The 20,873-nt window shown below is 65.0% G+C and carries 21 protein-coding genes; 16 read left to right on the top strand and 5 right to left on the bottom strand.

From position 1 onward, the window contains the following. Positions 1 to 49: 49 nt before the first annotated feature. The 5 genes from FG91_RS11245 (at position 50) to FG91_RS11225 (ending at position 3,248) form a co-directional block, all read left to right on the top strand. Complete coding sequence (locus FG91_RS11245) at positions 50 to 421, top strand: hypothetical protein (protein WP_152568087.1); 372 nt, start codon at positions 50 to 52, stop codon at positions 419 to 421. A 35-nt stretch (positions 422 to 456) separates the two neighbouring features. Then, complete coding sequence (locus tag FG91_RS22025; protein ID WP_052187515.1) at positions 457 to 954, top strand: hypothetical protein; 498 nt, start codon at positions 457 to 459, stop codon at positions 952 to 954. Beyond that, positions 894 to 1,478, top strand: coding sequence for a JAB domain-containing protein (locus FG91_RS22020; protein WP_052187514.1), 585 nt, complete (start codon positions 894 to 896; stop codon positions 1,476 to 1,478). Before FG91_RS22025 ends, FG91_RS22020 begins: the two co-directional genes overlap by 61 nt. Beyond that, positions 1,475 to 1,891, top strand: coding sequence for a hypothetical protein (locus FG91_RS21005; protein ID WP_152568086.1), 417 nt, complete (start codon positions 1,475 to 1,477; stop codon positions 1,889 to 1,891). Before FG91_RS22020 ends, FG91_RS21005 begins: the two co-directional genes overlap by 4 nt. Before the next feature lie 115 nt (positions 1,892 to 2,006). After that, entirely contained in the window at positions 2,007 to 3,248 is a 1,242-nt protein-coding gene (locus tag FG91_RS11225; protein WP_161785653.1) for an MBL fold metallo-hydrolase, read from the top strand. A 20-nt stretch (positions 3,249 to 3,268) separates the two neighbouring features. On the opposite strand, the gene FG91_RS11220 is transcribed toward FG91_RS11225, so the two are convergent. Further along, complete coding sequence (locus FG91_RS11220; RefSeq protein WP_327195822.1) at positions 3,269 to 3,490, bottom strand: DUF6961 family protein; 222 nt, start codon at positions 3,488 to 3,490, stop codon at positions 3,269 to 3,271. Continuing rightward, positions 3,487 to 3,618: a hypothetical protein gene (locus FG91_RS22500; protein WP_268746377.1), complete on the bottom strand. Its 132-nt coding sequence runs from the start codon at positions 3,616 to 3,618 to the stop codon at positions 3,487 to 3,489. Before FG91_RS22500 ends, FG91_RS11220 begins: the two co-directional genes overlap by 4 nt. 235 nt (positions 3,619 to 3,853) lie before the next feature. Here FG91_RS22500 and FG91_RS11215 point away from each other — a divergent pair, with 235 nt between their 5' ends. Both FG91_RS11215 and FG91_RS11210 read left to right on the top strand, forming a co-directional pair. Then, the gene (locus tag FG91_RS11215) at positions 3,854 to 4,105 is read left to right on the top strand and encodes a hypothetical protein (protein ID WP_152568085.1); all 252 of its coding nucleotides are present in this window, start codon (positions 3,854 to 3,856) and stop codon (positions 4,103 to 4,105) included. Positions 4,106 to 4,171: 66 nt separating this feature from the next. Then, complete coding sequence (locus tag FG91_RS11210) at positions 4,172 to 5,332, top strand: aminotransferase class I/II-fold pyridoxal phosphate-dependent enzyme (RefSeq protein WP_037515003.1); 1,161 nt, start codon at positions 4,172 to 4,174, stop codon at positions 5,330 to 5,332. 169 nt (positions 5,333 to 5,501) lie between these two features. On the opposite strand, the gene FG91_RS11205 is transcribed toward FG91_RS11210, so the two are convergent. Then, on the bottom strand, positions 5,502 to 7,397 hold the full coding sequence (locus FG91_RS11205) for a TonB-dependent siderophore receptor (RefSeq protein ID WP_052187512.1): 1,896 nt from the start codon (positions 7,395 to 7,397) through the stop codon (positions 5,502 to 5,504). Positions 7,398 to 7,488: 91 nt separating this feature from the next. On the opposite strand from FG91_RS11205, the gene FG91_RS21755 reads away from it, so the two are divergent. Further along, positions 7,489 to 8,394: a LysR substrate-binding domain-containing protein gene (locus FG91_RS21755; protein ID WP_037515001.1), complete on the top strand. Its 906-nt coding sequence runs from the start codon at positions 7,489 to 7,491 to the stop codon at positions 8,392 to 8,394. Positions 8,395 to 8,465: 71 nt separating this feature from the next. On the opposite strand, the gene FG91_RS11195 is transcribed toward FG91_RS21755, so the two are convergent. Further along, on the bottom strand, positions 8,466 to 9,212 hold the full coding sequence (locus FG91_RS11195) for a DUF899 family protein (protein ID WP_037514999.1): 747 nt from the start codon (positions 9,210 to 9,212) through the stop codon (positions 8,466 to 8,468). 25 nt (positions 9,213 to 9,237) lie between these two features. Continuing rightward, positions 9,238 to 9,603: a VOC family protein gene (locus FG91_RS11190; RefSeq protein WP_037514997.1), complete on the bottom strand. Its 366-nt coding sequence runs from the start codon at positions 9,601 to 9,603 to the stop codon at positions 9,238 to 9,240. A gap of 580 nt (positions 9,604 to 10,183) precedes the next feature. Here FG91_RS11190 and FG91_RS11185 point away from each other — a divergent pair. From FG91_RS11185 to cobA, 8 genes are all read left to right on the top strand, one after another. After that, a complete protein-coding gene (locus FG91_RS11185) occupies positions 10,184 to 10,765 on the top strand; it encodes an ANTAR domain-containing response regulator (protein WP_037514994.1) in 582 nt (193 codons plus the stop codon). Further along, the gene (locus FG91_RS11180) at positions 10,762 to 11,973 is read left to right on the top strand and encodes a CmpA/NrtA family ABC transporter substrate-binding protein (protein ID WP_037514991.1); all 1,212 of its coding nucleotides are present in this window, start codon (positions 10,762 to 10,764) and stop codon (positions 11,971 to 11,973) included. Before FG91_RS11185 ends, FG91_RS11180 begins: the two co-directional genes overlap by 4 nt. 260 nt (positions 11,974 to 12,233) lie before the next feature. After that, on the top strand, positions 12,234 to 13,469 hold the full coding sequence (locus tag FG91_RS11175; protein ID WP_052187511.1) for a nitrate/nitrite transporter: 1,236 nt from the start codon (positions 12,234 to 12,236) through the stop codon (positions 13,467 to 13,469). 3 nt (positions 13,470 to 13,472) lie between these two features. Continuing rightward, on the top strand, positions 13,473 to 14,675 hold the full coding sequence (locus tag FG91_RS11170; RefSeq protein ID WP_037514987.1) for an alginate export family protein: 1,203 nt from the start codon (positions 13,473 to 13,475) through the stop codon (positions 14,673 to 14,675). Beyond that, on the top strand, positions 14,675 to 17,152 hold the full coding sequence (nirB, locus tag FG91_RS11165) for a nitrite reductase large subunit NirB (protein WP_037514985.1): 2,478 nt from the start codon (positions 14,675 to 14,677) through the stop codon (positions 17,150 to 17,152). The genes FG91_RS11170 and nirB overlap by 1 nt, the downstream gene beginning before the upstream one ends. Then, a complete protein-coding gene (gene nirD / locus FG91_RS11160) occupies positions 17,149 to 17,490 on the top strand; it encodes a nitrite reductase small subunit NirD (RefSeq protein WP_037514982.1) in 342 nt (113 codons plus the stop codon). Before nirB ends, nirD begins: the two co-directional genes overlap by 4 nt. Continuing rightward, entirely contained in the window at positions 17,490 to 20,087 is a 2,598-nt protein-coding gene (locus FG91_RS11155) for a nitrate reductase (protein ID WP_037514980.1), read from the top strand. Before nirD ends, FG91_RS11155 begins: the two co-directional genes overlap by 1 nt. Then, positions 20,077 to 20,856: a uroporphyrinogen-III C-methyltransferase gene (gene cobA / locus FG91_RS11150; RefSeq protein ID WP_037514978.1), complete on the top strand. Its 780-nt coding sequence runs from the start codon at positions 20,077 to 20,079 to the stop codon at positions 20,854 to 20,856. Before FG91_RS11155 ends, cobA begins: the two co-directional genes overlap by 11 nt. Positions 20,857 to 20,873: the final 17 nt, after the last annotated feature.

Here is a 20,873-nt window from a genome sequence, read left to right as displayed (position 1 = left end):
AATGAACACAGGCCCGCGCCGACGAGCGCCGCGTGCCGGGGGGACGACAATGAACATGATCGACAACGCACAAAATCTCGCCGAGACCGCCGCTCCCGTTCCGGCCTATATGGCCCGCCTCCGGGCCCAGATTCGCGACGCCGAAGCGAAGGCCGACGAGAGCCTGCTGGCGAAACTCACCGTCATGAGCTCGATCCTGCGCGCCCGCCAGGTCGAAGACATTCCCGCGCCCCATGTCGGCCAGGAAGCGGTCATCCGGCTGGGCCGTGCGGTCCAGTCGGACATCAGCGCGCAGAACGATCTCTTCCGTTCGCACAATGCGCTGGTCGATGCCAAGACGCTGATAACCGGCGCGCCGGGCCACGACGATACACTCGCCTATATGGAGGCGGGCGAAGAGGCCCGTCAGGTCGCTGCCTGATTGACGTCGTCGCCGCGCAGGAGCATTTCGGGCGGGTGAGCCCGCTCCTGACCATCAACCTCGTTTCTGTCCTGATCCTTGCCGCAGCTGCGCTGCGATGGGGAGATGCACCGGAGCGGGCCTGCGCGGCGACCTTATTCGTGATGACTTATGGCGACGCGGCATACCACGCCCTGCTCTTTCAGGGTCCGGTCTATGGCTCGGTCGACATCTGGCATCTGGTCATCGACCTCGGCGTAGCGGCGGCCTTCATCGGTATCGCGCTCCGGGCGAACAGGGTCTATCCTTTATGGTTGGCGGCATTTCAGCTCGTCTCGGTAATCTCGCATTTCGCACGCGAGCTCACCGAGTCACTCCCGAGACTGGCTTATGGGCTCATGACCTATGTGCCCTATTACGTCGTTCTCCTCGTAATGGCAGCCGGCCTCCGGTTTCATATACGGCGGAAGAACCGCTACGGGCCGTATCGGTCGTGGCGGAACTCCTCGAGCCCTTCGCGGGCCGACGCTCGGCGGTCGCTGCCGAGCGCCTGATCGGACATTTCGGGAGTCTGGGTGTCGCGCTGGCTGCATCCCCCGAGCAGCTTGCCGACGCGCTTGGCGCCGATCGCAAATTCGCCCGCCCGATCCTTGCCGCACGGCGGCTCGTCCATGCCGGGCTTTGCGAGCAGGTCCAGCGAGATCCCGTCTCGCCGCGCGACCCGGCCTACCGATCCTATCTCGGTCTCCTTCTCGGCAATGCATCGACCGAACGGCTGCACGTAACTTTCGTCACCCATGAATGGGGTTATCTCGCCGACGAGATTCTCGTCGAAGGTGGCGCGGGCCATGTCGAGAGCGATCTGCGCCGCCTGCTCGCCCGCGCCTTCGACGTCGGCGCACGCGGTATCATCCTCGCGCACAACCACCCGTCGGGGTCCGCCGAGCCAAGCGATCGAGACATCGCGCTAACGCGGCGGATCGCTCTTCTTACAGCATCGGTCGGCGTTCAGCTTCTCGACCATCTGATCGTCGGCGCCGGCAACATCGTCAGCATGCGCGAAAGAGAACTGCTATGACGCCATCGGAGCAGATGCCGCAGCCCGGCGGGGCCGCGCCCTATTGCGTCATAAGCGGCGGTGATGAGCATGATCGGCTCGCCGCGATCGCGCGCGGCGAAGCCCAGAGCCGCCGCCGCCGAAACAGTTTGATACGCTATGATTTCTTCGCCGAGCCCGCATGGGACATGCTGCTCGAACTCTACATCCATCGCCATGGCGGCCGGTCGATCAATTTGGAAAGCCTCGGCGCCGTGACGGTCGCGGGGCCCACAACCGCACTCCGCTGGATCGGCCTTCTCATCGACAAGAACCTCATTGCCTGGCGGCACCCCGGAACGGGCGAAAGCGACATCCAGATCGCCCTCAGCGACCGGGGCGTCGAAGAAATGGAAAAATATCTCCGCGATCGCCTTCTCCGCGCCGCCCCTTGAGCCGGCATGGCGGTCGGCGGCGAACGCGGCTAGCATGGCGGTGAGGGAATCGATGATGCAGTCGGCACGATTTTGCGCGGCACCGCTTCTGCTGTCTACGGCACTCGCGCCCGCAATGGCACAGGCCGACGACGTGACCCCAAGCGAGCGCGTGTCGAGCGCCGTGCTCGTGCGCAAGGGACCTTCGACGGACACCGCAATTCTCGCACGCCTCCGCCCCGGCGACAGCGCATCGATCGTCGGCGAGGTCCCCGGCTGGTACGAGATCGAACTCGTAGACGGCACGCGCGGCTATGTCAGCAAGGCCTGGACGGTGGCCGTCGGCGACGGCGGCGCGACACTCGCGGGAAAGCGCTACCGCGTCCATATCATCGACGTCGGAACCGGGCTCGCCGTCTTCGTCGACGGCGAGGGTTTCGCGCTGCTCTACGATGCCGGAAGCCAGGACGATCTTCATGACGGCGACGAGAACCGCGTCATTGCCTATATCAGGGCCGTCCGCCCCGATCTCACTCGAATAGACCATCTCATCCTCAGCCATCCGCATAAGGACCACCTCCAGCTCATGCCGGATGTTTTCCGCCGCTTCGAGATCGGCCATGTCTGGGAATCCGGCCGCGTCAACAAAACCGACGGCTATTGCCATTTTATCAAGGCGGCGATGGCCGAGCCGGGTGTCCGATATCATGACGCGATTGCATCGAACACAACGCGTACCGTTACCTTTAGCGGCAGCGGCTGCAACGGCTCCGTGACCGTGCGCCAGGGAATGATGATGGATGCGGTGCCTGTCGCGCTCGGAGCCGGCGCGAAGATGAATTTCCTTTACCGCGATGCCCGCAACTACGCCGACCCCAATGGCAACAGCGTCGTCGTCCGTCTGGACCTTGGCATCAAACGCGTTTTGCTGGCGGGCGATGCCGAAGGCGGTGAACGCGAGTTGCCCGCCGAGCCACCGCAAGCACGCAGCATCGAGGCGAAGCTCCTCGCCTGCTGCGCCGCCGACCTCAAGTCCGACTTGCTCGTTGTCGGCCATCACGGCAGCCTCACCTCGTCACGATCGGCCTTTCTCGACGCGGTGGGCGCCTCGATCTACGCGATTTCCTCGGGTCCCTACCCTTACAAGCGCGCCCGGCTTCCCGACACCGAGATCGTCTCCGAACTCGAGCGGCGCGGCCGCGTGCTGCGCACCGACCGCTCCGATCTCTTCCGGGCAAATGACGATACAGCCAGCTGCGAGCTCAATCCGCGCAAGATCGGTCCCGATGCCGACGAGACCCCGGGAGGCTGCGACAATATTCTCGTGACCATCAGCGGCCAGCGCATCGAAGCGGAGTATAGCAATCTCGCCGACTAGCCTGCGTTCCCGTTCAGCATTCAGGAAAGCTTGTCGCAAAGGCCATCCCGGCATGGCTGTCCCCCGCCGCGCAGGAGATCGAGCCGCGCGGCGATGGCCTTCCACATCACAACGCCCTCTTCATCGCCTGCGCGCGCGAGCGAGCCGAGGCGTTCAGCGACGAACAGCGGAGCCCTCGCGCCATGCTGCTTTTCAACGGCTAGCGCGCAGGCCCATATATGTTGCTCGGATGTCATGGTCATTTCCCATCGAACAGAGCGCTCACGGCGCTCCATATTCCGTAGGCCGTTACGCCCATCGTGAGCAGCATCGCGAACCAGAACTCGATCATGAGCGGCAGGTCGCGCCATTTCGGCTTTTGATCCTCCATCAGGTGATTATGCCAATCGACAGAGCCGATGAGAAGGCTGGGCGGCAATGCGTGAAGACCACTTCGTCGAGCAGCAGGTGGCCGATTGCAGACAGGCAGATTTTGGAGCGGCGGAACGCTATAGCTGCCGTTGCCGCCGTATTATCGCTTGGCAGGAGCCGCCAGAATACCCGTCGGTGAATTAAGGACCAGGATTCTCGATTAAGGGCAAATTTCTGCCTTTGGGATGTTGACTATGACGACGAGCCGACTTTCAAAAGTCGGCATGATCATTGCGTTACTCTTCAATTGGCGTGCCTACCCCGAGTCCGGAAACTATTGGCACGAAATCCGCGATGCGGTTTTCTCAACGGACATCATTCAACCGTCCGGCCGTCACATGAAGCTGTCAATTGGCGACGTCTTGGTCGGGCCCGATCGTGGCCAGGATGCTGAAGCCCTTTTCATGGCGGCTTTTGGCAACAGCAAAAGAAGCAGCGTTGGATAATTATGCCGGTGTCCCTATCAGCTCAGCGTGAAGCATTAGCCGATATTCAAGTGGAGCAAGTTTTTCATGCCGGTCGAGATCGATCCCTTTCACGCCATCGCCATAAGCCGTCTCGCGCATCAACTGCGAGCCGAGGGGCGGTCCGTGATTCATATGGAATTCGGCCAACCCTCGACCGGTGCTCCGGCAGCGGCGATCGAGGCCGCGCATCACATCCTCGACGAGGATGGTATGGGATATTGGGAAAGTCCGGGGCTCAAGGCGCGTATCGCGGCACATTATGGCGAAGCCTACGGGGTTTCCGTCAATCCGGAACAGGTCATCCTCACGTGCGGCGCTTCGCCCGCCTTCGTCCTCGCACTCTCCTGCCTGTTTTCGCCTGGCGCCAGGGTCGCCTTGGCACGGCCCGGTTATGTTGCCTACAGAAACACCCTCAAGGCGCTGCATCTCAAGCCGGTCGAACTCGCCTGCGGCGAATCCGAACGGTTCCAGATCACCGCCGACGCGGTCGAGCGCCTGGAGCCGGCGCCGGATGGACTGATCGTCGCGAGCCCGGCCAACCCCACCGGCACGATCATCCCGCCCGAGGAGCTTCGGGCGCTGGCGGCCGTCTGCGAGCGCCGCGGCATCGCTCTCGTTTCGGACGAAATCTATCACGGGCTGAGCTATACGCTGCCCGCCGAATCCATGCTGCAGCACGCGCCGGGCGCGCTGGTCGTCAACAGCTTCTCCAAATATTTCAGCATGGCGGGCTGGCGCCTTGGATGGCTCATCGTTCCCGAAAGCCTGATCGACGCCGCCCGCGCCCGAATGGGCAATCTTTTCCTGACGCCGCCCTCGCTCGCCCAGCATGCCGGCCTGATCGCGTTTGACTGCCGCGACGAGCTCGAAGGCCATATCCACGCCTATGCGCGCAATCGCGAACTCCTGCTCAAGGCCCTTCCTGAAATGGGCCTCCAGCGGATCGCGCCCCCCGACGGGGCTTTCTATATCTATGCGGATGTCGGCCATCTCACGAATGACAGCCTCTCCTTCTGCGAAGCCTTGTTGCGCGACACGGGTGTCGCCGTGGCTCCGGGGCTCGATTTCGATCCGGTCGATGGCAACAGTTTCATACGCCTCAGCTTCGCCGTCTCGACCGACCTCGTCGAAGAAGCGATCCGGCGCATCGAGCCATGGTTGACCGCCAGAGCGATCAGCGGTGCAGCCGCTCCTCTCGTCGAATGAGGCTCATACCAATCGAAGCCGGGAACGAGGGCGCCGCAGACGGCCGGTTTGAGACGGTCCAGATTCAGGGGTCTATGGTCACAAAGCTATCGATATCGTCGCAATTTTGAGGGGAGCTCCCTGCAAGACCAGGTCCAACGGCGCGGGGACACTCAGCCATGGAGATCGATCAATAATCTATCGATAGCCGAGCGGTTAGCTGGCGGGGCTGGACGTAGACAAAGGCGTTGTCGCCTGCCACTTCCCACCCATAAGCGTTGAACAGGTTTGTGGCCTGAAGGCGGAAAAGGGCGGTCGATCGGCCGATACCGAATCTGTGGCGAAGTCCGATATTGAGCGTCGTATAGGAGGCGACGGGAACGCGATTGAGCGCGTCCGCCATGTTCCGTCCCACGTGCTCCACGGTGGCATCGAGCGATGTGGCAGATGATGGCGGACGCCAATCCAGGCTGGCGACGAGTTTGCGCGACGGTACGTCGATCGGTTTGCGGCCGATCGCGCCGGACGCAACCTCGTCACCCGAGACGCCGGCCCTGACGAGCGATCCGCCCGCAACCACCGTCAGCCCGGGCATCGGCGAACCGCTGAGCGACGCCTCGATTCCGGCGTGCCGCACCGCACCCAGTTGCCGGAAGACATGGCTTCCATCGACGCCGTAATAGGGTCGCCTGATGTCGAACACGCCGGCGATCAGCGTCATTCCGCCGGCGCCCAGTTTCACGCCGGCATCGACCTGCCGCGTCCGGATCGCGGGCGGCGCCTCATCGCGGTTCGCAGCGGTTTCCGGCGCCACGTCGCTCTCCTCGAGCCCGCGCGTGAAAGAAGCATAGAGCGACACGCCCGGCGTCAGATCGATCATGGCGGTCGCGTTGATCAGCCACGGCTTGTCGCGCGATTCCGGTGCAGGCCCGTCCGGCGTGCTCACACGTTTGCGATAGTCTACCTTCTGCGCGCCAATGCTGAACTGCCCGACGAGATTTACGCGTAGCAGATAATCCAGCCCGACCGCCCATTGGCGGACGCGGTCATTGGATTGACCCGGGAAAGCGAAGTCCGGCCTGACGACATAATCGGCCTCTCCGAACGGTGCGGCGCCGAGTGAGCGCCGGATCGAACCGCCGTATCGACGATCCTGCGCCCGTCCGCGCCCGACCAGTTGAAGGCGATGTTCGAAGGAACCGGTCCTGAATGCACGCGCGATGCCCAACTCGCCGCTGGTCGAAGCACCGGATCGGCCCGGATAGGCGCTGACTAAGCGATCCGCCGGCGTTCCCAGGGACGCGGCGTGCAGGAAGACGCTGTGCCCCTCCCGCACCTCGTTGTCGGATCGAAACAGCCCGGCCCGAACCGCAAAACCCGCGATGCTGGTCCGGCCCAGCGCGCCGAACGTCAGACGCCCGGTCTCCACATCCGCCCAAGGCTGTCCCAGAAACCGCCGGCGCACGAGACGGGCCGGTGTCTCCAGCCCGTTGCCGAGGATGATGGGATAGATATCCTCATCAGCGATCCGAGTGCGGCTGGCAAAGAGTTTGGCATCGGTCGCCGGCGCGGGCCGCCAATGCAGAATGGCGGCGATATTGGTGATGTCGGCATTGTTGCCCGACGGGTATTCGCTCCGGCTGAAGCTCGCCCCTGCTCCGATGCTCAAGGTGCCACTGACCGGTAATGCGGCGTCGATCTCGACCAGTGCGCCGCCCCAGCTGTTGGCTTGGAACACGCCGCTTAACGCTGGTTCGTCGCCCGGTGTACGCAAACGGTAATCGACAACGCCCGATGGTGCCGGGAATGCATAACCGATCGCGGAAGGACCGACCCTGATCCGGTTGCCTTCGACAAGCCGGGTCGAGAACTCACCCTGACGGTCGAAATACAGACCCTCGAGCCGAACATTGCCCGCGTCGATTGGCGAGAAACCGCGCACGGAATTCGGATTATAGACGCCGAGCACCTCGCCGTCGTCGTTGGAACCGAACGCGTCTTCGGCATCCGCAATCGCGTTGTCGTCGGATCTCTGCGCGAGGGCTGGCGAGCTGACCGGAAGGCCAACGAGCGATGCCGCTGCCATGCCGATTAGTGTTGTGAAACGTGACATGTGCCAATGTTCACATTGCGAAGGCTACTTGACATCACGCATAGGTCGCGACGATCCTGTGTATATGACACACAGCTCGTACGACCTTCCGCCGCTCGACGGCCTTACGGCGCTGCTTGCCGCGGCAGAGGAGGGGTCGTTCAGCGGGGCCGCTGCGAAGCTGGGCCTCACCCACGGTTCCGTCAGCCGCCGGATCGCATCGCTCGAACACTGGCTGGGGGCGTCGCTCTTCGAACGGCATGGCCGGGGCGTCCGGCTTACGCCGGCGGGGCTGCGCTTCACCCATGATACCCGGCAGAGCCTTGGCAGGCTATCGCATAGCGCCGAGCAATGGCGGCCCCGACGCGGCCGTCAAACCGTCCGAATGTCGGTTGTTCCGTCCTTCGCGCGACTCTGGCTCCTACCTCACCTCGCCGCCATCGAACGAAACGACACTCATATCGACCTGTCCCTCGATCATCGCACAATGGACCTCGATGCGCGGGAGGCGGAGATTGTGATCCGTTACGGGCGCGGCACATGGGTCGGGGTCGATGCAAAGCGGATTATGAGAGAATCCCTCACGCCAGTCGCTTCGCCCGACCTCCAATGCCGGACCCACGCGACCGCAGCGATCGCCGACCTCCTGCAATGGCCCCTGCTTCACGACTCAGATACGTCGCAATGGCGAACTTTCCTGAGCAGAGCGGGCATATCTTATCGGCCGCGATGGCAGGATCGCCGCTTCGAAGATTATGATACGGTCCTTGCCGCGGCGGAGGCGGGCCTCGGAATCGCGCTCCTTCGCCAGCCGCTCGCAAGCGACCGGCTGGCCCATGGAAGGCTAATTTCCATCACGTCCGAACATATGGAAAATCCCGCTGGGCATTTCGCATGTGTGCGTGCGGGAGAAGCCCGTCAGGCCGTCCTGACCCTGCGAGATCGAATAGTGACTATCGCGCACGAGGATACCCAAGGCAAAGCCGGTTAGCGGCGGTGCTCATTCCCGTTGCAACGACGGCGCCACGGGATCGGTCGCCCGCACCCCAAGATTCCGTCCGCTCAGTTACCAAGATCGTCCGAAAAGCCCGCCTTCAGGCGTTGCCACTGCGCGATCGGACGTCCATCGCTCCGGAACGGGTGCACCTCTTCATTCTCCCCCCAGCCCTGCGGCCAGCCGGGGGGTGAGATTTCCTGCTCCTCCTGCCGCCCGTAGACGGTGAGGTCGAGCAGCCGGTAGCTGTTGTCCATCGCCTCCACGCCGCGGCGCGTCGTCCAGTAGGTTTCGAAGACATCGGAACCCTGCCGCAGATAGCAGATGAGATACATGCTTCCGACCTCACGGCCGGCAAGCAATACTTCGCGCGAGCCGAGGACCGAGTACCATGGCATATCCCAGCCCATGAAATCGCGGTACCGCACACTGTCGTCATATGGCCCCTGACAGAATGTCGCATAGGTCACGTCGCGCGAATGCAGATAGCTCAATTCACGCACCTGCGATGTGAACCAGCTGCATCCCTGGCACTGCCTGGCCGCGGGCCGGCCCGTGAACCACATATAATAATAGGCGATCAGCATTCGCCGTCCCTCGAACGCGTCCAGCAAGGTCGTAGGTCCGTTCGCACCGATGATCGGGATGCGTGCGTCAACTGCGACCATCGGAAGACGGCGCCGCGCGGCGGCTATCTCGTCCCCTTCGCGCATATGGGCTTTTTCCCGGATCCGTACGGCGTCGATATCCGCCTCGAAGGTCGCCCGATCTGTCACCTTCGGTACGACTGCCTCGCTTTCGGATAGATGTGCCATTTTGTCTGCCTCCTGAGTTCGCGACTCACACCTTAGGCCGGGGGAACGGCGCCGACGGTGGCGAGGCCAGCGTGATGAGATTACCATCTGGATCGCGGACCTGCGCCAGTGTCGAATAATCGCCCGAAATATCGCTGCCGATCAGGATCCCGCCCTTTTCGAGCCGGGTGCGCTCCACCCCGAGATCAGCAACATACAGGAAGATTGAGCCTCGGCTCGCAATCTCTTCGCTACTGGCAAGCATGAGCCCGCCCTGGCCGGAGAGTTCCCAATGCAATAAGGTGGCCATGGGCCTGTAATCCGGTCCGCGGCCGAAAAGCTTCGAATACCAGTGCTCGGCAGCCGCGAGGTCGGCCGTGAGCAACGAGGGGTACATCTTCTCGAGTTTCATTGCGCTCTCCGGAGTCTCTTGCCAGCGATCAAGGTCAAAGCTTTGAAGTTAAATTAGGAGCGAGGCACCTTGGTTCCGTGCATCGAGCAAGGAGGAGATGTGCGTATAACGCACGGTGTAATGGATTGACGTCGTGAGGCACGGGCGCGGCCCGAATGGCCGATTGCGGTCGGTCTACTTTCGGGTCGGAAACGGGTAAGAGCGAACGTGGGATCGACAACTTATTATAAAGTCATACCGGCATCGGCAACGAGGTTGGCGCCGGTTATCTGCCCAGCTTCGTCACCGACAAGGAAATGGTACATTCCATGGTATTTTGCCGGCCGATGCGGCCGCGAAGGCGTTGAATATCCTTATTGCTTGAGTTCGAATCTCTCCCGCTCCGCCACCCGAACAGAATTCCAGTCAAATCGGCACGATCCTCGGTGGAACCTCCGCTTTTCGCGTGGTCAACAGAGCCAGGCAGCCGTTGATCCAATTGTGGTTGAAAATATCAAAATCCGGGCAAGATATGTTCGCTTGGATGCTCGAAACACGATCCCACTAGCGGTTTCGAACGCCACACCGTAAAGGCGCCGAGATGCGGATCGCGATCATCGACACCAGCACGACGCGCGCGGCGATCATCTCCGATGGTCTGCGCGAGGCGGGGCTCGACGATCTGGTGCTGATCGATCCGGCGGGCGCGCTGGTCGCGCAAATCGAAGCGGCGAAACCCGAAGTCATATTGGTCAATCTGGAAAATCCCAGCCGCGACCTGCTCGAGGATTTCTTCGCCATGTCGCGCGCGCTCGCCCGGCCGATCGCGATGTTCGTCGACCAGAGCGATACCGAGGCGACCGGCGCCGCGATCGACGCGGGGGTGTCGGCCTATGTCGTCGACGGCCTGTCGAAACAGCGGATCAAACCCGTCATCGATCTCGCCGTGCGGCGGTTCCAGGCCTTTTCGCGGCTCCAGCGCGAACTCGACGAAGCCAAAAATGCGCTGGCCGAGCGCACGGTGATCGATCGCGCAAAAGCGATCCTGATGAAACGCCGCACCATCGACGAGCCCGCCGCCTACGCGCTGCTGCGCGGTCAGGCGATGCGCACCAACCGCCGGATCGCCGAGATCGCCGAAGCGATCGTCACGAGCGACGCGCTCCTGGGAGACATGGAATGAGCGTCGAAACATTCCGCATCGGATTCCTGCCGCTGGTCGACGCCGCGCTGCCGCTCCTCGCGCACGAACTGGGTTTCGCCGCGCGCGAGGGTGTTGCGATCGAGCTGGTCCGCGACATGACCTGGGCGACGGTGCGCGACCGGCTGCTCTATGGCCACACCGACGCGGCGCACATGATCGCGCCGCTTGCGATCGCGACCGCACTCGGCCGCGACCGGCCCGCAGTGCCCATGGCAGTGCCCTTCGTGCTCGGGCTCAACGGCAATGCCGTGACCTTTTCGGTCGCGCTGGCGCGCGACGTCGGGTTGGGCGATGCGCTCGGCGATCCGGCAGTCATTGGCGCCGCGCTCCGGGACGTCGCGGCGGCACGCAAGGCGGCAGGCAAACCGCTGCGCTTTGGCGTGGTCCACCGTTACTCCAGCCACAATTACATGCTGCGCTACTGGCTCGCGGGGGTGGGCATCCGCCCCGACGCCGACGTCGAGATCGTCGTGACCAGCCCGCCCTTCGCCGCCGATGCGCTCGCAGCGGGCGAAGTCGACGGCATATGCGTTGGCGAGCCGTGGAACTCGATCGCGGTCGAGCGCGGCGTCGGCCATATCGCTCTCGCCACCGCGCAGATCTGGCGCCGCGGCGTCGAAAAGGTTCTCGCAATGCGCGAGGCCGTCATCGATGAGCGGCGCGATGCGGTCGAGGCGCTGCTCCGCGCGCTTCACGCCGCCGCCGCCCATTTCGTCGAACCCGGCACCGCCGAAGAAAGCGCGGACATATTGGCGCGGCCCGAATATCTGGGCGCCTCGCGCGACGCCGTGCTGCGCGCGATCACCGACCGCATCCGCCTCGTCCCCGGCAGCGAACCGATCCACTATCCCGACTTCATGTTCCAGTATCGCGAAGCCGCGAATTTCCCGTGGCGGAGCCAAGCCGCATGGCTTTATTCGCAGATGCTTCGATGGGACCGGGCCGACTATTCGGCCGCCGATGCCGCGACGGCCGCCGCGGTGTTCCGTCCGGACGTTTATCGCGCCGCACTGGCCGGGTCGGGCGCGCCCCTTCCCGGCGCCAGTTCGAAGCTCGAAGGCGGTATCGGCGAGCCCCTCGGCGCCGGGTCGACACAGGGCCGCCTTGTCCTCGGCAGCGACCGATTTTTCGACGGTCGCGCCTTCGATCCCGACGACATTCAAGGCTATCTAGCTGATTTTAGCTAGGTTTATTCCTGCATTCGAATTTATGCTGCACCTGCGAAATAGCGGGTTGCGCGCCATCTGCGAATCAGGCAGTTTAAACGCACTCGGCGACGCTGCCGGGGCAGGATAAAGCGGCTACGGCTCCAACGACGGGGCCGGTCCGCGCGGCAGGCGGGGAGCCTTTTCCCCGCACTCCAACAGGCAATGAAGCCGTCAGGATGCGCCCGCGTGGCCGCCGTCCTGGCGGCTTTTTTATTGCCCGTCGCACAAGGGGACGGACGATGACGGACATGACGAACGGCGCCGGCGCCGGGACAAAATCGAGTTTCTGGGCCAGCGGCCACTGGCCGACATTGGTCGCGGCCTTTCTCTATTTCGACCTCGCCTTCATGGTGTGGGTCATCCTCGGGCCGCTCGCCCCCGCGATTTCCGAAGACCTCGGGCTCACCCCGGCGCAAAAGGGGCTGATGGTCGCGGTGCCGACGCTGGCTGGCGCGCTGCTCCGTGTCGTCAACGGGCTGCTCGTCGACCGCATCGGCCCGAAGCGGTCGGGTGCGATCAGCCAGCTCATCGTCATCGCCGGGCTGTTCTCTGCATGGGCCATGGGGGTTTCTAGCTTCACCGGAACGCTCGCGCTGGGCATCGTCCTTGGCTTCGCGGGCGCGAGCTTCGCGATCGCATTGCCGCTCGCGAGCCGCTGGTATCCGCCCGAGCATCAGGGCAAGGCGATGGGGCTCGCCGGCATGGGCAATTCGGGCGTTGTGCTCGCCGCGCTCTTCGCCCCCGGCCTTGCCAAGCTGTTCGGCTGGAACGCCGTGCTCGGCCTCGCATGCATCCCGCTGACCATCGTCTTCTTCGTCTATCTCGCGATGGCGAAGGACGCGCCGAACGCGCCCGCACCCAAGAAGCTGATCGACTATTTCGAACCGCTCAAGACCGCCGACGCATGGTGGCTGATGGCCTTTTACGCGGTGACCTTCGGCGGTTTCGTCGGGCTCGCGGCGTCCTTACCGATCTACTTCACCGACCAGTTCCACCTGACGCCGGTGATGGCGGGCTATTGCACCGCGGGCTGCGTTTTCGCCGGATCGCTGGTGCGGCCGATGGGCGGCGCGCTCGCCGACCGGATCGGCGGGGTGAAAGCGCTGATGATGGTGTTCGTCGTCGCGGCGCTGGCGATCGCCGGGGTGCCGCAGGCGGGCCCCCTGCCCGCCGCGCTCGGCCTCTTCGTGATCGCGATGCTCGCGCTCGGCACTGGCAATGGCTCGGTATTCCAGCTTGTACCGCAGCGCTTTTCGGCCGAAATCGGCGTGATGACCGGCCTTGTCGGTATGGCGGGCGGCGTCGGCGGTTTCTACCTCGCCTCGTCGCTCGGTTTCGCCAGGCAGTGGACGGGCAGCTTCGCGCCGGGCTTTTACATCTTCGCCGGACTCGCGGTGCTCGCCCTCGTCGCACTGATGTTCGTCAAGGGCCAGTGGCGCCGAACCTGGGGCGCGGCCCAGGGGGTGAGGATCTGACCCATGAAAGCTGCGTTCGTCCTTCTTTTCGCAGTTGCGCCGGCCGGCGCGGCCCACGCCGAAGAGATCGTCCTGAAACCCCTAGGCGAAGCGCGGCTGCGCTATGAGAGCGTCGACCAGGACGGCCTCCCCGCCGATGCCGAGGCGCTGACGCTCCGCGTCCGCGCCGGGGTCGAGGCCAAGGCGGGCAACTGGTCGGCGCTGGTCGAGGGGCAAGGCAATCTCGCGATCATCGACGATTATTTCGATGGCCTCCACGGCGCGGCCACGCGCCCGCTGGTCGGCGATCCCGGCAATATCGCCCTCACCCGCGCGCAACTGCGATATACGTCGGCCGCCGTCGCACTCACGGCAGGGCGACAGCGGCTCGGCTTCGACGACGAGCGTTTCGTCGGCAGCGTCGGCTTTCGCCAGAACGGCCAGAGCTTCGACGCGGTGCGTGCAGAGATCACACCGGTAAAGGGCGTGAAGGCCGATCTCGCCTATGCATGGAGCGTGCGCACCATCTGGGGCATCGACGGCACCGGCGCGCGGCAGCAGGCGGTCTCCGGCGACAATGTCTTCGGCAACCTCAGCGTAGCGACGCCGGTCGGCAAGCTTTCGACCTTCGCCTATCTGGTCGATCAGGACGAGGCGGCGATGCAGGGCTATCGCCTGTCGAACCAGAGTTATGGCGGGCGGCTCGACGGGACGCAGCCGCTCGGCAAGGCGAAGCTCGCATATCAACTCAGCTACGCGCGCCAGTCGGACTGGCACCGCAATCCGAACAATTATGCGGCGGACTATTATCTGGCCGATGTCGCGATCGATTTCGGAGGTCCCCGGGTCGGCGTCGGGTATGAAATACTCGGCGCCGACAACGGAACCGCGCTCACCAGTTTCCAGACCCCGCTCGCGACGGGTTTCAAATTCCAGGGCTGGGCCGACAAATTCCTCACCACCCCGCCCGACGGGGTCCGCGACCTTTATGCGAGCGCCGGCTGGGGCTGGAAGGCGGTCGGGCCGCTCAAGGCCGTCACCTTGCAAGCCGTGTACCACGACTATCGCAGCGACCGGGCGAGCCGCCTCTACGGCAACGAGATCAACCTCCTCGCGAGCGCGAAACTCGGCAAGGTCACCGCCGCCGCCCGCTACGCGCATTACAACGCCGACACTTTCGCCACCGATACCGACAAATTCTGGCTGCAACTGGACTGGACGATTTAATGGAACACCGCCCCATCAAGACCGACGCCGACACGCGCGACCATCTGGTCGTTATCGGCAACGGCATGGCCGGATGCCGCGCGGTCGAGGAATTGCTCGCGCGCGATCCGGCGCGCTACCGCGTGACGATCTTCGGCGCCGAGCCGCGGGTCAATTACAACCGCATCATGCTTTCCCCCGTCCTCGCGGGTGAGAAGAGCTTCGACGACATCGTCATCAACGACGCCGACTGGTATGCGGCGAACGGCATCGCGCTGGTCGCCGGCGATCCGGTGGTCGCGATCGACCGCGCGGCCAGGACGGTGACGACGCGCGGCGGCGCGACCGAAAGCTATGACCGGCTGCTGATCGCAACCGGCTCCGATCCCTTCATCATCCCGGTGCCGGGCAAGGATCTGCCTGGGGTGATCGCGTTTCGCGACATGGACGATGTCGACACGATGCTCGCGGCGGCCGATGCCGGCGGCGATGCGGTCGTCATCGGCGGCGGGCTGCTCGGGCTCGAGGCGGCGCACGGGCTTTCGCTCCGCGGGATGAAGGTCACCGTCATCCACCTGATGCCGACCTTGATGGAGCGCCAGCTCGACGAAGCGGCGGGCTGGCTGCTCAAACAGGCGCTCGAAGGCCGAGGGCAGACGATCCTGACCGGCGCCGACACCGCCGAGATCGTCGGCGACGGCAAGGTCGAAGGGGTGAAGCTCAAGGACGGGACACTGATCCCCGCCAGCCTCGTCGTGATGGCGGTCGGCATCCGCCCGTCGGTAGCGCTCGCGCGCGACGCGGGGCTCGCGGTCGGGCGAGGCATCCAGGTCGACGACCATATGGTCACCAGCGACCCGCATGTCCTCGCGGTCGGCGAATGCGTCGAGCATGACGGACAGGTCTACGGCCTTGTCGCGCCGCTGTGGGACATGTGCCGCAGCCTCGCCGACGGGCTCGTCGAGCAGCCCACCGGCTACCGCGGCTCGGTCACCTCGACCAAGCTCAAGGTCTCTGGCATCGACGTCTTTTCGGCGGGCGATTTCTCGGGCGGCGACGGGTGCGAGGACATCGTGCTGCGCGACGCCAGCCGCGGCGTGTACAAGCGCGTCATCGTCAAGGACGACCGGATCGTCGGCGCGGTGCTGTATGGCGATACCGCCGACGGCAGCTGGTATTTCGACCTGCTCAAGAAACAGGAGGATGTCTCCGATCTCCGCGACCTCCTCATCTTCGGCCAGTCCTTCGCCTCGGGAGGGGGCGCGGCGGACCCTAAGGCGGCCGTTGCAGCGCTCTCGGACGATGCCGAGATCTGCGGCTGCAACGGCGTCACCAAGGGTCAGGTCGTCTCGTGCATCGCCAAGGGGGCGCACAGCCTCGATGCGGTGCGCGGCACCTGCAAGGCGTCGGCGAGTTGCGGGTCGTGCACCGGTCTCGTCGAAAATCTGCTCGCGCTAACGCTCGGCGACGATGTCCAGGCGGGCCCCAAGACGATGTGCAAATGCACGAGCTTCGGCCATGACGACGTCCGCCGCGAGATCGTCGCGCAAGCGATGCGATCGATCCCCGAGGTGATGCAGAAGCTCCACTGGACGACCCCCGACGGTTGCTCCTCGTGCCGCCCCGCGCTCAACTATTATCTGCTCTGCGCGCTTCCCGGCGAATATGTCGACGACCAGCAGAGCCGCTTCGTCAACGAACGCATGCACGCCAATATCCAGAAGGACGGCACTTACTCGGTCGTGCCGCGCATGTGGGGCGGGCTCACCAACCCCACCGAGCTGCGCGCGATCGCCGATGTGGTCGAGAAGTTCAATGCGCCGATGGTCAAGGTCACCGGCGGCCAGCGGCTCGACATCTTCGGGATCAAGAAAGAAGATCTTCCCGCGGTCTGGGCCGACCTCAATGCCGCCGGGATGGTGTCGGGCCATGCTTATGGCAAGTCGCTGCGCACCGTGAAGACCTGCGTCGGGTCCGAGTGGTGCCGCTTCGGCACGCAGGATTCGACCGGGCTCGGCGTCAAGATCGAGCGGATGAGTTGGGGCAGCTGGATGCCCCACAAGTTCAAGATCGCGGTGTCCGGCTGCCCGCGCAACTGCGCCGAGGCGACGATCAAGGATTTCGGCATCGTCTGCGTCGACAGCGGTTACGAGCTGCACGTCGGCGGCAATGGCGGCATTCACGTGCGCGCCACTGACCTCCTCTGCAAGGTCGCGACCGAGCAGGAGGCGATGGATCATTGCGCCGCCTTCATCCAGCTCTACCGCGAAGAAGCCCGCTATCTCGAGCGCACCGCGCCGTGGATCGAGCGCGTCGGGGTCGACTATGTGAAGGCGCGGATCGTCGACGACGCCGCGGGCCGCGAGGCGCTGCGCGCGCGCTTCCTCGTTTCGCAAAGCTTTTCGCAGGACGACCCCTGGGCGCAGCGCGCCGAAGGCGCCGAGGCCGAACATCATGCGCCGATGGCGCGCTTCATTCCGCAGGAGGAACTGGCATGACGACCCCCGAATGGCTCGACATCGGCTGGGTCGACCAGATTCCGGTACGCGGCAGCCGCACGGTGCAAGTCGAAGGCGGCGACGACATTGCGGTCTTCCGCACCGCCGAGGGCAAGATATTCGCGCTACTCGACCGCTGCCCGCACAAGCACGGTCGGTTGAGCCAGGGCATCGTCCACGGCGGCGCCGTCGCGTGCCCGCTGCACAATTGGCGGATCAGCCTGTCGACGGGCGAGGCGCTGGGCGAGGACAAGGGCTGCACGCCGACCGTTCCGGTCAAGATCGACGCAGGACGGGTGCTCATCTGCCGCGCGAGCACATTGAAGGCCGCGGCCTGATGGGCGAAGCGGTCCGCACCACCTGCGCCTATTGCGGCGTCGGCTGCGGAATCCGCGCGACGGTGACCGGCGAGCGGACGGTAACAATCGAAGGAGATCCCGACCACCCCGCCAACCGTGGGCGCCTTTGCTCGAAGGGCACCCACCTCGGCGAAACCGTCGGGCTCGAAGGTCGTCTGCTCACCCCCATGATCGGCAAGAAGCGCGCGAGCTGGGAGAAGGCGCTCGACCTCGTCGCGAAGCGCTTCAAAGAGACCATCGCGCGCCACGGGCCGAACAGCGTCGCCTTTTACGTCTCGGGCCAATTGCTGACCGAAGATTATTATGTCGCGAACAAGCTGATGAAGGGCTTCATCGGCACCGCGAACATCGACACCAATTCGCGGCTCTGTATGTCGAGCGCGGTCGCCGGCCACACGCGCGCCTTCGGTGAGGATATCGTCCCCGCGACCTATAACGATCTCGACGCCGCCGACCTGATCATCCTCGTCGGATCGAACACCGCCTGGTGCCATCCGATCGTCTATCAACGCATCCGCGCACGCTGCGAAGCGGGCGCAAAGCTTGTCGTCATCGACCCGCGCCGCACCGAAACCGCCGAGGAGGCGGATATCCATCTCGCGATCCGGCCCGGCAGCGACGTCGCGCTGATGAACGGCCTGCTGCAATATTGCCGCGAGGCGGGCGTGGTCGACGACGACTATCTCGCCGCGCATGTCGCGGTGCCCGGCACTTTCTGGGACGAGCTTGGAGAGGGGAATGACCTGTGGTCGGTGGCGCGCGCTTGCGACGTGCCCGTCGCCGACCTCAGGCGTTTCTATGAGCTGTTCGCCGCAACCCCGCGCAGCGTCACGATGTTCAGCCAGGGGATCAACCAGTCGACTTCGGGCACCGACCAGGTGAACGCGATAACCAACCTCCATCTCGCCACGGGACGCATCGGCAAGCCCGGCGCCGCACCCTTCTCGATCACCGGCCAGCCCAATGCGATGGGCGGGCGCGAGGTCGGCGGGCTTGCCTCGACGCTCGCCGCGCATATGGATTTCGCGCCCGAAAACCGCGATCGCGTCCAGCGCTTCTGGGCCGCGCCGGCGATGGCGGAGAAGCCGGGCCTGAAAGCCGTCGACCTGTTCCGCGCGGTCGGCGAAGGCCGCATCAAGGCATTGTGGGTGATGGCGACCAACCCCGCGGTGTCGATGCCCGACGCGAACCGCGTGCGCGAGGCCCTCGCCGCCTGCCCCTTCGTCGTCGTCAGCGACGTGATCGAAAACACCGATACCGGCGCCTTCGCGCATGTCCGCCTGCCCGCCGCCGCATGGGGCGAAAAGGACGGCACCGTCACCAACAGCGACCGCACGATCAGCCGCCAGCGCGCGCTGTTTCCGCTGCCCGGCGAGGCGATGCCCGACTGGTGGATCGTCAAGGAAGTCGCGCGGCGCATGGGCTGGAAAACCGCCTTCAGCTATGACCGCCCGGCCGACATCTGGCGCGAGCATTGCCGCCTGTCGACCTATGACAATGACGGTGCGCGGCTCTTCGCGCTCCCCGGCGCCGCGCAGGGCGGCAATGCCGCCTATGACGACATGATGCCCTTTCGCTGGGGCGGCGATCATGCTTTCGCCGGCGGCCGTTTTTCGACCGAAGACGGACGCGCGCGGCTCATGCCGGTAGCGCAAAAGCCCCTGCCCGAACCGCTCGAGAAATGGCCGCTCACGCTTAACTCGGGCCGCTATCGCGATCAGTGGCATACGATGACGCGCACCGGCCTCGCGCCAAAGCTTGCGCGTCATCGCGAAGAGCCGCTGGTCGAGGTGCATCCCGAGGACGCCGCGCGGCTCGGGCTTGCCGACGGCGGGCTCGCGCGGGTCGAAACGCCGCAGGGCGAAAGCGTCTATCGCACCGTCGTTTCGGAAGGCCAGCGCCCCGGCGAACTGTTCGTCCCGATCCACTGGACCGACCGCACGTCGAGCGGCGGGCGCACCGGTCTGCTCCCGCGCCCGCTCGTCGACCCCGTGTCGGGGCAGCCGGGCTTCAAGCGGACCCCCGCCGCGATTGCGCCGGTCGCGACGAAATGGCGCGGCTTCCTGTTGCTCGCGAACGAACTCGACACCCGCCCCGCCTGCCTGTGGGCGACCCGCGTCGCAGTGCCGGCGGGGGTGCTCTGGGAACTCGCCGGCAACGGCGACCTCAAGCGCATCGAAGCGCTGCTCCCGCGCGGCGAACGGATCGAAGCGCAGGACAGCGCGCGCGGGACACGCCGCGTCGCTGTCGTCACAGGAGGGCGTCTCGCCGGTGCGCTGTTCGTGACCGAAAGCGGCGAGCTTCCCCCGCGCGACTGGCTGATCGCGCAGCTTTCCGCCCCTGAGGTCGCACCGACTTTGCTCGCCGGCCGCGCGCCGGGCGTCCAGGCCGACCGCGGCCCGGTGATTTGCGTCTGCTTCGATATCGGATTGAAAACGATCGCCGCGGCGATCCGCGACCAACAGCTTGCCGACGTCGCCGCGATCGGCGGCGCTATCGGCGCGGGAACCAACTGCGGATCGTGCCGCCCGGCGCTCGCACGCATATTGGCAGAGGAGACGAGCGATGCAGCCTGACGATTTCGCGCCCGGCACGGTCTGGCTCGTCGGTGCCGGCCCCGGAGATCCCGACCTTTTGACGCGCAAGGCGATCCGGCTCATCGAACACGCCGACATCATATTCCACGACGCCCTCGTTGGTCCTGCCGTTCTCGACCTCATCCCGGCGGGCGCCGAACGCGTCAGCGTCGGCAAGCGTTCGGGCCGCCATTCGAAGGAGCAGCAGGAGATCGACGCTCTGCTGGTGGCGGCCGCCGCGGCGGGCAAGCGCGTCGTGCGCCTGAAGGGCGGCGACCCTTCGCTATTCGGCCGTTCGACCGAGGAAATCGCCGCCTTGCACGCGGCCGGCTATCCGGTTTTCGTCTGCCCCGGCATTACCGCGGCGAGCGCCGTGGCAGCGTCGGCGAAAATATCGCTCTCGCTCCGCGGCGTCGCACGCGACGTCCGTTTTGTCACCGCGCACAGCCGCCGCGGCGCGGCGCTCGATCTCGACTGGGACTCGCTCGCCCACTGTGGATCAACCCTTGCCTTCTACATGGGGCGCGACGCGGCGCCCGAGATCGCCCGCGGCCTCATCAGCGCGGGCATGCCGGTCGATATGCCGGTCATGATCGCTTGCAACGTCAGCCGCGCCGACGAACAGCGGCTCACAACGCGCCTCGACCTGCTCGGCCTTGCAACGCGCGCGCTGGCGAACGACGCCCCGACGCTCATCCTCGTCGGGGCCGCGGTTACGCTCGCCATGCCGGCAAAAGCTCGTGCGACCGCTGCCGACAACGCGCTTTAGCATCGATGGATGCGGCA

This window comes from Sphingopyxis sp. LC81, from assembly GCF_000756375.1.
Taxonomy (GTDB): domain Bacteria; phylum Pseudomonadota; class Alphaproteobacteria; order Sphingomonadales; family Sphingomonadaceae; genus Sphingopyxis.
Note: the sequence above shows the minus strand (reverse complement) of the source record. Positions and strands in the feature narration are given on the sequence as shown.